Origin of the sequence: Desemzia incerta (assembly GCF_900115825.1) — a bacterium.
GTDB lineage: Bacteria > Bacillota > Bacilli > Lactobacillales > Carnobacteriaceae > Desemzia > Desemzia incerta.
In genome coordinates this window covers 62,917-77,291 of sequence record NZ_FOXW01000001.1, presented here as the reverse complement: position 1 = coordinate 77,291, position 14,375 = coordinate 62,917, and the positions used below count along the sequence as shown (strand labels likewise).

The 14,375-nt window shown below is 37.8% G+C and carries 15 protein-coding genes; 1 reads left to right on the top strand and 14 read right to left on the bottom strand.

What is annotated here, in order from left to right:
* Nucleotides 1–42 precede the first annotated feature (42 nt).
* The 12 genes from fliY to BM137_RS00300 form a co-directional block, all read right to left on the bottom strand.
* The gene (gene fliY / locus BM137_RS00355; RefSeq protein ID WP_092479049.1) at nucleotides 43–1,128 is read right to left on the bottom strand and encodes a flagellar motor switch phosphatase FliY; all 1,086 of its coding nucleotides are present in this window, start codon (nucleotides 1,126–1,128) and stop codon (nucleotides 43–45) included.
* Nucleotides 1,128–2,120: a flagellar motor switch protein FliM gene (gene fliM, locus BM137_RS00350; protein WP_092479048.1), complete on the bottom strand. Its 993-nt coding sequence runs from the start codon at nucleotides 2,118–2,120 to the stop codon at nucleotides 1,128–1,130. The genes fliY and fliM overlap by 1 nt, the downstream gene beginning before the upstream one ends.
* Nucleotides 2,120–2,536, bottom strand: a complete 417-nt coding sequence (locus tag BM137_RS00345; protein ID WP_223155934.1) for a chemotaxis protein CheW — start codon at nucleotides 2,534–2,536, stop codon at nucleotides 2,120–2,122. Before BM137_RS00345 ends, fliM begins: the two co-directional genes overlap by 1 nt.
* A gap of 17 nt (nucleotides 2,537–2,553) precedes the next feature.
* The gene (locus BM137_RS00340) at nucleotides 2,554–2,916 is read right to left on the bottom strand and encodes a response regulator (protein WP_092479046.1); all 363 of its coding nucleotides are present in this window, start codon (nucleotides 2,914–2,916) and stop codon (nucleotides 2,554–2,556) included.
* Between the two features lie 15 nt (nucleotides 2,917–2,931).
* Nucleotides 2,932–3,552: a chemotaxis protein CheC gene (locus BM137_RS00335; protein ID WP_092479044.1), complete on the bottom strand. Its 621-nt coding sequence runs from the start codon at nucleotides 3,550–3,552 to the stop codon at nucleotides 2,932–2,934.
* Nucleotides 3,536–5,572 carry a chemotaxis protein CheA gene (locus BM137_RS00330; RefSeq protein ID WP_092479042.1) on the bottom strand — a complete coding sequence of 679 codons (2,037 nt, stop codon included), beginning with the start codon at nucleotides 5,570–5,572 and terminating at the stop codon, nucleotides 3,536–3,538. Before BM137_RS00330 ends, BM137_RS00335 begins: the two co-directional genes overlap by 17 nt.
* Before the next feature lie 64 nt (nucleotides 5,573–5,636).
* Nucleotides 5,637–6,413, bottom strand: coding sequence for a CheR family methyltransferase (locus BM137_RS00325; protein WP_092479040.1), 777 nt, complete (start codon nucleotides 6,411–6,413; stop codon nucleotides 5,637–5,639).
* Nucleotides 6,413–7,459, bottom strand: coding sequence for a protein-glutamate methylesterase/protein-glutamine glutaminase (locus BM137_RS00320; RefSeq protein ID WP_092479038.1), 1,047 nt, complete (start codon nucleotides 7,457–7,459; stop codon nucleotides 6,413–6,415). Before BM137_RS00320 ends, BM137_RS00325 begins: the two co-directional genes overlap by 1 nt.
* Nucleotides 7,460–7,478: 19 nt before the next feature.
* On the bottom strand, nucleotides 7,479–7,961 hold the full coding sequence (locus BM137_RS00315) for a chemotaxis protein CheD (protein ID WP_092479036.1): 483 nt from the start codon (nucleotides 7,959–7,961) through the stop codon (nucleotides 7,479–7,481).
* Nucleotides 7,962–7,999: 38 nt separating this feature from the next.
* A complete protein-coding gene (locus tag BM137_RS00310; RefSeq protein ID WP_092479034.1) occupies nucleotides 8,000–8,479 on the bottom strand; it encodes a chemotaxis protein CheW in 480 nt (159 codons plus the stop codon).
* A gap of 30 nt (nucleotides 8,480–8,509) precedes the next feature.
* Complete coding sequence (locus BM137_RS00305) at nucleotides 8,510–10,720, bottom strand: methyl-accepting chemotaxis protein (RefSeq protein WP_177192452.1); 2,211 nt, start codon at nucleotides 10,718–10,720, stop codon at nucleotides 8,510–8,512.
* A 145-nt stretch (nucleotides 10,721–10,865) separates the two neighbouring features.
* Nucleotides 10,866–12,635, bottom strand: coding sequence for a methyl-accepting chemotaxis protein (locus BM137_RS00300; RefSeq protein WP_092479031.1), 1,770 nt, complete (start codon nucleotides 12,633–12,635; stop codon nucleotides 10,866–10,868).
* Between the two features lie 291 nt (nucleotides 12,636–12,926).
* Here BM137_RS00300 and BM137_RS00295 point away from each other — a divergent pair, with 291 nt between their 5' ends.
* Nucleotides 12,927–13,400: a YaiI/YqxD family protein gene (locus tag BM137_RS00295; RefSeq protein ID WP_092479595.1), complete on the top strand. Its 474-nt coding sequence runs from the start codon at nucleotides 12,927–12,929 to the stop codon at nucleotides 13,398–13,400.
* Between the two features lie 60 nt (nucleotides 13,401–13,460).
* On the opposite strand, the gene BM137_RS00290 is transcribed toward BM137_RS00295, so the two are convergent.
* Entirely contained in the window at nucleotides 13,461–14,123 is a 663-nt protein-coding gene (locus BM137_RS00290; RefSeq protein WP_092479029.1) for a CAP domain-containing protein, read from the bottom strand.
* An 87-nt stretch (nucleotides 14,124–14,210) separates the two neighbouring features.
* Nucleotides 14,211–14,348: a hypothetical protein gene (locus BM137_RS11235; RefSeq protein ID WP_177192451.1), complete on the bottom strand. Its 138-nt coding sequence runs from the start codon at nucleotides 14,346–14,348 to the stop codon at nucleotides 14,211–14,213.
* Nucleotides 14,349–14,375 lie beyond the last annotated feature (27 nt).

The following is a 14,375-nucleotide window of genomic DNA, read 5'->3' as shown; positions in this document are numbered from 1 at the left end:
GGCTAAGACAATTGTCTTAACCTTTTCTTCGAATCTCTACTGTTATCTCAAATGTCTGATCCGTTGTTCTTTGCTTAAAATATTCGTGATACGGATACCGAAACTTTCGTTGATGACAACGACTTCGCCTTCAGCGATCAATTTTCCGTTCACATAGATCTCTAATGGCTCATCTGTCATTTTATCCAGTTCCACAACAGAACCTGTGCCTAATGACAAAATGTCCTTGATCGTTTTGCGGCTTTCACCCAAAACGACACTGAAATCTAAGGGAACATCCATGATCAAGTCTAAGTTTTTCGTTGCTTTCTCAGACTCTTTTGCGTTCAACTCCAAGAACTGAGGTTTTGAAAACGACACTTTTTCAGCAGCTGGAGCAGGTGTTTCTTCAACGACCGGCTCTGGTGCAGGTGCAGAAACAGCTTCTTCTGTTTCTGCTGTACGTCCTTCCAATACTTCAGCCGTATCATTCATCACGATACTTTCAATCAATTTGACGGTATCCAACGTAAAGACTTGCATAATTTCGCTATGTAAAATACCTTCTACATTCAAATCAAACGCAATTTTACAGACCGTTCCTGAGTTGTTGATCATATCCTCATGAGCGTCTAGATTACTTTCATCTAAAACCAGAACATTCGGCGGTAAAATATCGATCATTCTGCCCAGCATTGTTGCCATAGCCGTAGAAGCTGAACCAATCATTTGATTCATTGCTTCTTTGACTGCACTCAATTCCAACTCCGTTAATTCGGATACTTGAACGTCTCCGTTTCCGCCCATCATCAAATCGGCAATAACAGCTGAGTCATTCACATCCATCATTAACAAGTTCGTTCCCACTAGACCTTCTTTAAATTCAACAGTCGTCGCTACTTTTGGAGTAACAGACTCTTCAATGATTTTTTTGAATGTCGTTGTCGAAACTCTTGGAGTGGTAATTTTCACTTGATGATTCAAGTTTTTTGACAACGTTGTCGCTGCTTGAGACATAGAGATATTCCCAACTTCACCAATGATGTCTTTTTGATCTTTCGTCAAGGATTCAATTGTTTCCTCTGATGGAGCTGAGGAATTTCCATTTAGCAACATATCGATTTCTTCTTGTGATAATGCTTCACTCATTAGCTTGTTTCTCCTCCAATATTTTCTAGTACTTCAACTGCCAAATTGTTCCCTTTTAATCCAGGTTTCACAAGATAAGAAGGTAAGTTTTCAACCGACATGATTAACGGTTGAGAAGTTTTTCCGTCCAGTTGAATGATGTCTCCCACTTCTAATTGTAAAAAGTTGTCTAAAGTCATCTTTGTTTTTCCTAATAAGACTTCCGTATTTACATGAACAGATTGCAGATTTTGTTCTAATTGATCACTGTCCAAATGACTATTTTCTTTTTCTGTATGGAACCAGTTTTTAAAACTCAGCTTGTCTAAAATCTTTTCAAAGAAAATATAAGGGATACACAAGTTCATAAAGGTTTGATTTCCTAACAAGGTCACGGTGAATGTTGTTAAAACAACCGGTTCATTGGGTGACATGCTCTGAAGCATTTGCGGGTTCGTCGCCATGGAATCTAATACGGTGTTCAGTTCCATGATATCAGTCCAAGCAGCTTTGAAAGCTCTTTGGAAATTAGCAGAAACTTCTTCCAAAATAGCCAATTCGATTTCCGTAAACTCTTCTTTTCCTTGAAGTTCAGTGGTAGTGATAATATCCGAACTCCCGCACAGCAATTCAATCATTTGCAATGTGAACTGCGGATTCACTTCTACTACTTGAACACCTTCCAGTGGTTCGGAATGAAAAATATTCATCCAAGTAAAACGAGGAACAGAATTTGTGAACTCTTCAAAACTGACTTGTTCAATAGATGCCAGTTGCAGGTCGACGTTGTTGCGGACTTGAGTAGACAGCGAGTTGCCGGCGATCTTAGCAAACTCTTCAAAGATCATTGTCAAAGTACTAATGTATTCTTTTGACAAACGAACTGGGCGTCTGAAGTCATAGGCTTTTATTTTCGGTTTTTCAGCTTCTTCTAGTTCTTCTGAATCGATTTCTCCACTTTGTACGGCTGCCAATAAGGAGTCTATCTCTTGTTGTGATAAGACTTGTTTCACTATTCTCCCTCACTTTTAGGTAGTAAAGCATCCAAGTTGAGCATGCTGACGAGTTTCTCTTTTATCGAAATGACGCCCGCCACTTTTTCTTGCGCATTTTTATCCGCAAGTTCAATAGCTGATGGTTCTACTTGGGTAACTTCCTCCACATTATCAACCATTAAAGCGACTTTTCCTTTGTCGGTTGATAAAATGATGCTCCTATTGTAGCACAAATCTTTTTCTTCGCCATCGGGATACAACAATTGTTGGAAATTTATCAAAGTTAGCACTTCACCTCTTAAATTGATTAATCCTTGTACCCACTTTGGAGCATTCGGAACAGGTGTCCAAGTTAACTGTTGCGTAATTTCTTCCACATTTTTTGATTCTATGGCATAATAGTTATCTTTTATCGTAAACATCACAATTTGCATTTTTTGTTCAACTCCAATTATTGAGTGACTTTATCTAACGCTTGGATAACACGGCCTGTATCAAATGGTTTTACGATAAAGTCCATTGCTCCGGCACGAATCGCGTCCATTACCATAGATTGTTGGCCCATTGCGCTGCACATAACTACTTTAGCACTTGGATCAAAAGCTTTGATGCCTTTTAATGCGTCTACGCCATCCATTTCAGGCATCGTAATGTCCATAGTAACAATATCAGGGTTTTCAGCTTTGTATTTTTCAATAGCATCTACACCGTTCTCTGCTTCTGCTACAACTGAATAGCCGTTTTTCTCTAAAATATCCTTTAATTTCATACGCATGAATGCTGCGTCATCTACAATAAGTACACGTTTTGTCATTTGTTATTTCCCCTTTCAAACTCCTAATACACTAAATAATTTATCTAATACGCCTGGTGTTGGAACGAAGTATAACGCTGCTTCCATTCGCTCACCCATGTAATAAAATTCATTTTTTAAAATCAAGATCGTATCATCATATTGTCCACTTTCCATATAGACACTACTTACTATGGCGCCAAACATGTCCCGTGTCAACAACGGAATGGATGTCAATAAGTTAATATCCAACAGTTTTGTTACAGCGTTCAAAAATGAGTTTACTAAAATATTCGCTAACTCTTTCAAAGCTGAGTCAATCATCTCTGGATTTGTTTCACTGTTTTCCGGCAACATAGTTTCACTGTTTTCCGGCAACATAATAGAAGCTAAATGTTTCATATCTTCTTCTAAACCTACTAATAAGAAGACTCCTTCTGCTTGTCCAAACATTTTTGTCAGGACCGCATCAATCATTGTATCTTCTGACATCACTTGTTCGAACATATCTTCATATGCCATGACTTCAATGGTTGGCACTGTCATATGCACCGGTTTATTGATGAGTTGAGATAAACTGGTTGCAGCATTTCCTCCACCAATATTGATCACTTCTTTTAAAGCATCTAATTGGACTGTACTAAACTCGGATGGCATTTTGAACACCTTGACTTTCGTTGGCAATGGCTGTGACATCTAAGATCAAGACGATTTCTCCATTTCCCAAAATTGTGGCTCCTGAGTAACAGTTTACTTGGGACAACTCTTTTCCTAGATCTTTGATAACGATCTCTTGTTGTTTGATGATATCATCGATTTTCAATGCAAATCGATTTTCGCCAAGTTTCACAATGATCAAATAAGGTTCTGGATTATTTGTCTCTTCCATTCCTAATACTTCAGTTAAACGAATAACCGGTGTAGCTCCGCCTGTGGTGTAGATCTCATTTTCATATGTTTGAATGATCTCACCAGGACCTGGACTGACAACTTTTTCAATAATTCCTCGTGGAATGGCAAAAGTACTGTCTCCTACTTTAATCAGCAATGAATCGATGATGGACAGCGTTAATGGCAAATTGATTTTAAAGGTTGTTCCTTGGTTTATTGCACTGATAATTTCCACTGTTCCGCCTAATGAATGGATTTTCTGTTGAACAGCATCCATCCCAACTCCACGTCCGGAAATTCCAGTCACTTCTTTAGCTGTAGAAAATCCTGGATGGAAAATCAAATGCTGCAATTCGAGATCTGACAATCCAGTTGTCACAATACCTTTCCTTTCAGCACTCTCTTTGATAGCTTGAGGGTTCAAACCTTTCCCGTCATCACGCACTGTTAGTACGACTCGGTTGCCTTCTTGGTAAGCTGAAATATGAATCAATCCTGCTGGATCTTTCCCGATTTTCTGACGATCTTCAGGCATCTCGATTCCATGGTCTGCAGCATTACGAATCAAATGAATTAGAGGTTCTCCTAGTTCTGAAACAACTGTCCGGTCTAATTCGGTTTCTCCGCCTTCGATCACTAAATTGTATTTCTTACCTAAATCATTTCCAAGATCACGAATCATACGAGGGAAATTCGTCATCACTGTGCTGACTGGTTGAAGACGAATCTTCAATACCAAGTCTTGCAATTCAGTCGTGATCCGCGCAAATTGTTCCAACGGCTCATTCATTTCTTTGATCTCGTTGTCTTGACTGATGCTTTCTAAACGTGTTCGGTAAATCAGCAATTCAGAAACAGCATTCAAAAAATCATCTAATTTCGTGATGTCTACTCGAACAGTTTGGTTGCTTTGTGTTGATTTAGAAGCTGTTTTTTTGACGGTTTCTTTTTTCGCTTCTTCTACAGGAACAGCTTTTGCCTCAAGGACAACTTTTTCTTCGATCTCTTTTTCAGATACGACATCATTGCTGTCAAATTCTTTTACTAACACATCTTCAATTTCACTGTTGTTCAGTGCAGCCTCTTTAAGTGTTTCCTCATCTGCTTGAGTCAGTAAAACAACTTTGAAAATGGAACCAAAATCTTCATTTTCCAATACTTCTGCATTCGGTTCAGAGTGAAGTACTTCCCCTTGCTGATCTAACTTGCTCATCACAAGAAAGACACGAGCGTTTTTCATACCGCTAGTTTCTTCAATCTTGATCGTAACGGTATAGGCTTGGTAGCCATCCGCAGCAGCACTTTCGATTACGGCTACGTCTGATTCGTCAATAAAATGCAATTGCGAATTGAAATTATCGTCACTTTCCGCAACTGTTTTTTCTTCCACAGAAACGTCTTGTTCTCCTTCAGAGATAGCGTTCAATCGCACGACTAAATCTGCTACATCTAAAACGCCTTCTCCGCCTTGTCTCAAATCTTCTACGATGGCAGAAATAGAATCCAAACAACTAAAGATCAGTTCGATAGAACGTGAATCAGCTTTAATTATTTTTTTCTTTAATAGATCAAATACGTTTTCCATTTTATGTGTTAATTGCGCTAATGAATCATATCCCATTGTGCCGGCCATACCTTTTAATGTATGAGCTGAACGAAACATGTCATCAATAATCTCTTGATTTTCTGGATCACTCTCAAGGTCTAATACACAGTCATTCAAACTTTGAATGTGTTCATCAGACTCTTCGAAAAACAACTCCAGGTATTTACTGTTATCATCCATTGCATTCCCTCCTTTAAATCTGATCGCTTTGGATTTTTCTCTTCATCTCTGTCAAACCAGCGACCTACGCATCCTTTTGATATATAAAGGGTGTAAGTTTTTTTAGGTTGTATTGTGCTGGGTTGTAGATGGTTTCAGTGGCTCCTGCGAAGTAGAGTCCTCCTGGTACTAGAGCTTCACTGATCTTGCGATAAATTTCATTCTTAACGTCATTCTTGAAATAAATCATAACGTTTCGGCAAACGATGACGTGATAATTTTTTGGATAAGCATCCGATATCAGGTCATGTCTTTTAAATTCAACGGTACGTTTGATAGAGTTGTTTACATGATACTTGCCTTTTGACTCTTGAAAATACTTGTCTCGCAAGTTGTATTCTAAATTCTTCAACTCATACTCATTATAGATCCCGTCTCGTCCTTTTTGCAGAATCGTTTCATCAATATCTGTAGCAAGAATTTTATTTTGCAACTTAACATTGTGTTTAGCTAAAATCATTGCAATAGAATAAGCTTCTGCGCCTGTTGAACAAGCAGCACTCCAAATTTTTAAAGAAGGAAACTTTACCAGCAGCTCATTGACCAGTTGATCTTCGAATTCTTCAAAAATATCTTTGTTACGGAAAAAGTCTGTTACATTGATGGTGATATAGTCCAAGAATTTTTGCTTCGCTTCAGGATTCTTTTCAATGACTACTGCATATTCTTCTAATGATTCTGCACCAGCATTTTTCATACTCGTTGCGATACGTCGTTGCAATTGAGTCTCTTTATACCCATCTAAGTTCAATTTAAGATTTTTTGTTGTCCATTGATAAAAGAAATCATAGTTAAGTTCCATTAGCTCACCTTTATAATTTGATTTAGGATATCCGAAATTTCTTTCAATCCTATACATTGATCTACTACGCCGTTTTCCACAGCGTTCTTAGGCATCCCGTAAACGACTGATGTTTCTTCGTTTTGCGCTAAGGTATATCCCCCAACAGATTTAATATCATATAATCCTTTAGTTCCATCGTAACCCATTCCAGTCAGGACGACTCCTATGATATTTTGTTTGTATTCATCTTTGATCGACTCAAACAAAATATCAACAGCTGGACGAACACCGTGGATCTTAGGAGTGGATAACAACCGAATCGTTTGGTTTTCCACAACCATATGGTAATTGCCAGGAGCTACATACACTATTCCTTTTTCCACAGGTAAGCCATCCACAGCTTCAACCACTGTAACATTTGATTCAGTATTCATTCGTTGAGCAAATGAAGCCGTAAAACCAGCCGGCATGTGCTGAACGATAAAAACGGGGATCGATAAGTTCGCTGGAAACTTCGAAACTACTTGCATCAATGCTCTAGGTCCTCCCGTAGAAGCTCCGATAGCAATCGCTTTTACTTTTTCTGGAACAGTCTGTTCTGGAAAAACACTGTTTAAGACTGGTCTTTTTCTCTTCACCGGTGTACTTTTAATAGCCGTTCGGGCTTTTGCCTCTGCGGTCTTGAAAAGTGCTTTAATGCGAACTTCCAGTTCTTTTTTGAACTCGTCGCTATTGGCTCTTAAATTTTCAGGTTTTCCTATAAAATCGTCCGCACCGCTTTCCAGTGCTTCGATAGTCATATCTTCCCCACCTTGAGAGCTCATCATCACGATACGAACCGAACTCATCTCTTTAATGAGTTTCAATGTTTCTAATCCGTTCAATCCAGGCATGTTGACATCCATCAAAATCAAATCAGGTTTTAATTGCTCCAACCTGCGTATGGTATCTCTACCGCTTCTGGAAGTTCCAATAACTTCCAAACCAACTATGTCGGAAATGATATCCGAAAAAACTTTTCGCATAAATGGCGAATCGTCGACTAGAAATATTTTTATACTCATTTTTCCATTCCTTTACCTTTCATAAAACACTAATATCACGATTCGCACTACGGACAGTTACCTTAAATTCTTCCAAATCTACCATCATCGTTCTACCTGTATTTCCACCTGTTTGTTGACCCAATAAAGGAATATTCAATTCATTCAGACAATCAATGACAGCTTTGATATTCCGATCCCCGATGGACTCTCCATCTGATTGACTGGAAAATTGAAACATACTGGCTCCCCCCGCGATTTTCGCTACGAGTTTTTCGGTACGAGCCAACTGTTTGATCTCTTTCACCATTTGGGGGATAGCTAAGTCAGCAAATTTTTCAACTTTATAAGGCGGTTTAAATAATTTACTGTCTGGCAGCATGATATGGCTCAGACCGCCCACTTTAGTTTTAGGATCATAGACAGCGATCCCTACGCAAGAACCAAGAGCGATAGTGATCAATGAATCTGGGGGTGTCGCAATTTTATAATCGGATATTCTTACTTTTAATTCTTCTGACATTCACTATTCACCACTTTTTCATACGCAAAAGGTTGGGTTTACTCTTTTTCAGAAGAGCCTTCTTTTTCTTTTGCAAAGGTTTCTATGATAGATAACAATTCAGCTTCTCCATCAGCTGAAAATAGGTTGTCCACATCTATAACGGTAATAATACTTTCAGGAGTTCTGACAATCGCTCTGATGCTTCTGCCTTTATTTTCATTCGTATCAGATTGCAGTTCTTGATCACTAAAGTCTTGAACTGCAGTAACATCATCCACGATCAATCCGATTTTTTTGTTTTTCCACAAAGTTACGATCACTTTCGTCTGCTCCGTTTTTTGATACGTTTGATGGAATAATCGCTCGTTTAAATCAATCACTGGAAGGACTTCTTCGCTATAATCGATCACACCTTTAATATAATTCGATGTATCTGGAATCAAGGTGATATCTTCCAACAACAAGATTCGTTCTGTAACATCAATATCAACGGCTGTTTTTTGATTGTTACACATAAAGATAATGTGCTTTTTCACTTTTACACCTGCTTTCTTAAGCGTATTACACTAAATTTCTCCAAGAGATAAGTTTTCCACATCTGGATAAACTTCATCGTCTTCATCTGCATGATCTGTTTCCTCATCATACAATTGGAATTGGTTAGCTGAATCGCTCAATTCACTTGCTACTCTCTCTAGATCCGTAATGTGCGAACTGAATTCTTGCATAGTCGCCAATATTTCTTCTGCATTAGCAGAAACTTCTTCTGTAGCTGCGGAATTTTCCTCAGCAGAAGCCGCTATGTTCTCAATAGAAGACACAACCGTTTCTTTTTTGACCACAATAACTTCATTTAGTCCCGCTACACTGCTGATGTCTTGCATCAATAGGTCCATTTTATCTGTAACTGTATTGGCTGCATCAATGGCTTGATCAATGAACGCTGTTTGCTTTTCACTGCCATCGTTCGTGTCTTGAACTTTTGTCACCATATCATTCGATTTCTTCTGAATGGTGGAAATGATTTGACTGATTTCTTTAGAGGATGATGCACTTTTTTCGGCCAATTTACGGACTTCATCTGCAACGACCGCAAAACCTCTTCCGGCTTCCCCTGCTCGAGCAGCCTCAATAGCTGCATTCAATGCCAATAGATTGGTTTGTTTTGAAATTTCTTGAATAGATTGCACAATCTTATCCACATTTTGAATTTCCATGTTCACGCCGTTGATATTTTTTTGCAATGTTTTCAACATTTCTACTGTAGCTTGCCAATTCTCATACACAAAGAACAATTTTTCACTGCTGTTCATATTAGCTTCAGCGGTAACTTCAGTGTTCGTTTGCATTTGACCTAAACTCACTTCTATTTGATTGAATACATCTACCAATTCGCCCATTTGTTCAGCCGTATGAGTTGTGTCTTGAGTTTGAGTTCCTGTTGCTTCTGCAACTCCCATGATCGTTTCAGAAACTTCTTCTGTTGCTGAAGTCGTTTGTCTTGCGATCTCTGTCATGGTTTCTGTCATGTCTGCCAGTTGGATGCTCTCTTCTTTCATTCTTCCTACTGTCTCATTGAAGCGACGTGCCATTTCATTAAAGTGGTGTGCAAGCTGCCCAAATTCATTTCCGTCTTCACTTACTGACGTTGATTGAATAGTTCTTTTCTTTTTCAACCATTTGCTCTCGAACTTGAAGGCTAAATCATCTGAAGTCATTCGAGTAGATAAATCTCCATTTTTTAGTTTATCAAAGGCCTGAACAAATGATGACGTGATTCGAGTAAGGTATCCTGAAACGATTAAGGCTAGTAAAACAGCTATCAGAGTACCAACAACTACTATGAACAGAATAACTTTATTGTTCATCGCTAGTTCTGGTGCCATTTCTGCTTTTTCAGCAATCGTATAAATCGTCAAGCCTAAAGCAGGTACTTTTTGATAATAAGCGTCAACTTTGTCGTTGCGTTCATTGTCCACAAATCCGTTTTCTTCGTAAGCAGTCGTAAACATAAGATCGTTTACAATTGATGAATCGACTTCTGATGCTTTTTGTGACATAAAGACTGTTCCATTTTTATCAGCAATAAAGAAATAGCCAGTATTTCCAATATTCAGATCATTGACCATGTTATTGACGTTACTCAATAACAAGTCAAAAGCCAGAACACCTACCAGTTCTCCACCTTGATAAACGGCTTTTGAAGCTGTGATGATTTGCTCAGAGTCAACTGTATTTGTATAAGGAGTACTCCAATATACTTTCCCTTTGGCATCTAATGCGCCGGTATACCATTCTCTATTCGTAGGATCATAATTTTCATATACTCCAGTTGTAGTAGCAATAACTTCTTTTTCTACTGGAGCGTATAAAGCTGTTCCGATATTGTTGCTAGTTGTTTGTAAGATGTTCAGATTGTTCCAAATCTCTGAACGTACAGAATCATCTTCTGTAATCTGCCAAAAAACTTCTTCTTTCGCTAACAAATCTAGACTATTTTCCATAGATTTAGCTGTATCTTGCAATTGATTTGCCAGGATAGTGGTCATATCTTTTTCGCTGGTTTCAATACGGTCAGCTAATAGCTTCGTTGAATTATCTGCAGATAATGTTAATGCGACTACGACAGGAGCTGCTACTAATAGTACGATTAACAGAATAATAGGGTATTTAATACTTTTTTTTCGATTCGTTTTCGAGACATCTCGCTTTTTCCATCGAATATCCTTTGCTTTCTCAATTACCGTTTTCACTATATCTTTGAACTTGTCTGCCATCATTGTGTCTCCTTCAACTGTAAATTCTCTACATCTAAAAACTCTCCTTCAATCCTTACCTAAAGCAAATATGTATGTGAAGATGAGTGTAAAACCTCATCTTCATCTTTTATCTTCTTTTAAGCTGTTATTTTCTTTCCGCCGATTATGCTTCTGCTGAAAGTTTGAAATGTTGCACTAAATCGTTTAGTTTATCCGCTAATTCTGATACTTGTACCGCACTTGCTGACACTTCATCCATTGATCCAGAGATTTCTTGTGAAGCAGCAGAAGTTTCTTCTACACCTGCAGCAGATTCTTCTGAAACAGAGGCAATATCGCCGATAGAAACATCCATTTCTTTGCTGTATGCTAGAATATCTTCTAAGTTAGCCGTAATTTTATTAACCCCAGTGGAGATATTAGAAATTTCATTATTGATGGAGCTCAACATCGCTCCAGTTTGTTTGATTTGAGCTGTACCTTCTGTTACTTCTTTATATCCGTTGCTTAATGAGTCCATCACGTTGAATGACTCATTTTGAATCGTCTGAACAAAATTGGTAATATCTTTAACAGAGTTGGAAGTTTGTTCTGCTAATTTACGGACTTCATCTGCTACTACAGCAAATCCTTTACCATGCTCACCTGCACGTGCTGCTTCGATAGCTGCATTCAAAGCTAATAAGTTCGTTTGGTCTGCTACATCTTTGATAACTTCTACCAATTTAGAAATTTCGTTTGTTTGAGTGTTCAAACCAAACATTTTTTCAACGGCTTGGCTGACTACACTATCGATTTTAGTCATTTGTTGTGTTGACGTATTCATCAAATCTTGTCCATCCGCAGACATTTCTAGAATATTAGCCGATTGATTTTTTGCAGTAGTACTTGTTGTATTAGCATCTTCAATGATTTTTACAAATGAATCCATTACTACAGCCAATTCTGAAGCATTTCCTGCTTGTGTCTCTGAACCAGATGCCATTTCTTGCATAGTTGTTGCGATTTGTTCCGCTCCACTTTTCACTTCAAAAGTAGCTTGCGTCAATTCCTCACTGTAATGAGAAGTCGTTTGAGCGATCGTACTTGCTTCTTTCAAGACTTCAGCTGTTCTATAGCTCATTTCATTAGCCGCTGTCATTAGTTCTCCAATTTCATCTTGTGATGTTGCTTCTAAAGGTTCAGTACTTAAATCACCTGCAGCCATAATTTGCATGCGTTCTTTCAATTGTTTGATGGGTTTAGAAATACTGTTAGAAACAAATAGAGCAATACCTATACCAAGAACAATCGTAAGTCCTGCAACGATGATTAAATTCATCGCCATTCCTGCACCAGCCTCTTTAACTTCTTGAGCTGTCTTTTGGATTTCTTCTTCCCGATTAGTTGATAATTCATTAAAGGATTGAATCAATTCATCTCCTCTAGGAATAACTTCATTAAGCATAGTCATTCCGGCGAGAGCAGTATCGTCTTCTTCCATTGCTGCAATCACTTCATCTGTAAACGTTCCCCATTCAATTTTTTGGTCCACCAAGTTTTGAGCTTCGCTTGAATTGGAGCTGCTTAAAAATTCGTTCTCTAAAGCAATACTTTCGTCAATTCTGTCATTAAAAGTGTTTAAATAATCTGTATCTTCTGAGATGACATAAGCTTGTAATAAATTCATACGCTCTGCCATGTTACTGGCTAAACTTTCATCTAAAATCAGTAATTCCATGTCTTCTTCTAATACACTTGTCACAGCATCATTTTGACGAGAAATACTGAACAAATTAATCCCGTTACTAATTAATACTAATAATATAATTACACCAAAATTTGATAGCATTTTCCCTTTGATACTCTTTGCATTAAATTTATCTTTGAAATTAAACGAACGCGATGTTACTTTTTCTAAAGGTGTCTCTGTTAATTTATTTGTTGTTTCCATTAATTTTTCCCTCACTTTTCATTATGTACACGATACAACAACTACTATTCCTTACAAATTTCCCTCCTCTTTAAAATTTGTAAAAAAGATTATATTGACTGTTGATTATATCGGGAGAAAAACTAACAAATTAATAGGCAATAATGTGAATAGTTTGTCACATTATTACCTATAGCTGTGTAAAACTTTTTGTATTAAATTTAATCTTCTAATTTGCAATTTGTAAATCATCGGGTTTCTTGTATACTAAAATCAATTGAAGGAACAAAAGAGAAAGTTTAGGTGATGAAGGTGCATATTTTTATTGATGCCGATGCAAGTCCTGTAAAAGATACTGTGATTGAAGAAGGCGTGAAACGAGGATTACCGGTTACTTTAGTGACGAGCATTTCACATTATTCCACAAAGGAATATCCACAGAATGTGAACACGGTTTATGTAGATACTGGAGCTGAAGCGGCCGATTATCGTATTATGCAGCTGGTAAAAAAAGGAGATGTCTTGATCACTCAAGACTATGGTCTAGCTTCATTATGTTTAGCAAAGGGCTGTATCGTGTTGCACCATACCGGCTTTAGATACACTGCAGATAACATAGATCAATTATTGCAGTCCCGTTATTTAAGCGCTATGGCACGCAAGAGCGGCCAGCGAACTAAAGGACCAAAAGCCTTTACCAAAGAAGACCGTGAACAATTTAAATCCTCATTCAGAATTATTTTGGACGAGTATACAGATGGAACACAAACAAAAAATCAACCATAAAAAAACATTCTCCGCATCAACAATGATTTTCATTGATGCGGAGAATGTTTTTATTTTAATTTACAGCGGCGTCCCAAAAATTTGAGTTGCGTATAGAATCTCTCCATCATAATGAATTCCGATACCCACTTCTTTAAATTCAGGCTTGATCATATTTTTGTAGTGACCTTCACTGTTTTTCCAACCTTCAAAAATAACTTCTGCCATACCGATTTCATCTAAATAATAAGTTGCCATAGCTAAATTTTCTCCCGCCCATCGATAACGATAGGGAGTTTCTACTTCTTCTAAAACCGTAAAAGGATCACTTCCATCTGGACGAGTGTGTTCAAACAATTCTTCCGTTTCTACAGCTCGTTTATCTGCAGCCACTTTTAACTGATCATTTTTTGTGAGTGTTGAGACACCTACTTCAGCTCTCAGCTCATTAAGCAATTCAAAAATATGATTTTCGATAACCTGATAATCTATTCCATTTTGATTTGTTGCAGTATTTTCGGGAGTACCTTCTTCAGATGATTGCACCGTTGATGCGCTGGTTTCTTCTTTAGGGATATCAATTTGCAAAGCTGTTGAACTTTCATTTGGCATAGGTATTATATCGACTATTTCATACAATACATCTCCTGCGCGAGTCCCATCTAAAATATTCGTTGCAGCCAGCCAAAAACCAAACACAACAGAGACTAAAATGGTCAATATAAATCCAAAAAATTTGGTCATCTTTACTTCCTTTCTTATGAACAAAGGTGTTTTACTAGATACTTTAGTATACCAAATTATCTCCTCCAGCAGGTTACAGACTGATTACTAGTTTAGGATGGCTGGATTGGCATTTTGCGCCATAAATCTTAATTTGTCTATGCTCATGGCTTGTAAATCGTTCATATCAGCCATGAGGAATATTTTTTCCACTCTCATGGCCGTTTGGAATTTTTTTTGTGCCATAAGGCATCTTTTTTACTCGCTCATGGC

Bases quoted from the DNA above. Each gene is read 5' to 3' on its own strand.
- BM137_RS00305 (WP_177192452.1), bottom strand. From the start codon at position 10,720: ATGGCAGACAAGTTCAAAGATATAGTGAAAACGGTAATTGAGAAAGCA.
- fliY (WP_092479049.1), bottom strand. From the start codon at position 1,128: ATGAGTGAAGCATTATCACAAGAAGAAATCGATATGTTGCTAAATGGA.
- BM137_RS00330 (WP_092479042.1), bottom strand. From the start codon at position 5,572: ATGGATGATAACAGTAAATACCTGGAGTTGTTTTTCGAAGAGTCTGAT.
- BM137_RS11235 (WP_177192451.1), bottom strand. From the start codon at position 14,348: ATGGCACAAAAAAAATTCCAAACGGCCATGAGAGTGGAAAAAATATTC.
- BM137_RS00300 (WP_092479031.1), bottom strand. From the start codon at position 12,635: ATGGAAACAACAAATAAATTAACAGAGACACCTTTAGAAAAAGTAACA.
- BM137_RS00345 (WP_223155934.1), bottom strand. From the start codon at position 2,536: ATGCAAATTGTGATGTTTACGATAAAAGATAACTATTATGCCATAGAA.
- BM137_RS00290 (WP_092479029.1), bottom strand. From the start codon at position 14,123: ATGACCAAATTTTTTGGATTTATATTGACCATTTTAGTCTCTGTTGTG.
- BM137_RS00340 (WP_092479046.1), bottom strand. From the start codon at position 2,916: ATGACAAAACGTGTACTTATTGTAGATGACGCAGCATTCATGCGTATG.
- BM137_RS00315 (WP_092479036.1), bottom strand. From the start codon at position 7,961: ATGTCAGAAGAATTAAAAGTAAGAATATCCGATTATAAAATTGCGACA.
- BM137_RS00320 (WP_092479038.1), bottom strand. From the start codon at position 7,459: ATGAGTATAAAAATATTTCTAGTCGACGATTCGCCATTTATGCGAAAA.
- BM137_RS00325 (WP_092479040.1), bottom strand. From the start codon at position 6,413: ATGGAACTTAACTATGATTTCTTTTATCAATGGACAACAAAAAATCTT.
- BM137_RS00335 (WP_092479044.1), bottom strand. From the start codon at position 3,552: ATGCCATCCGAGTTTAGTACAGTCCAATTAGATGCTTTAAAAGAAGTG.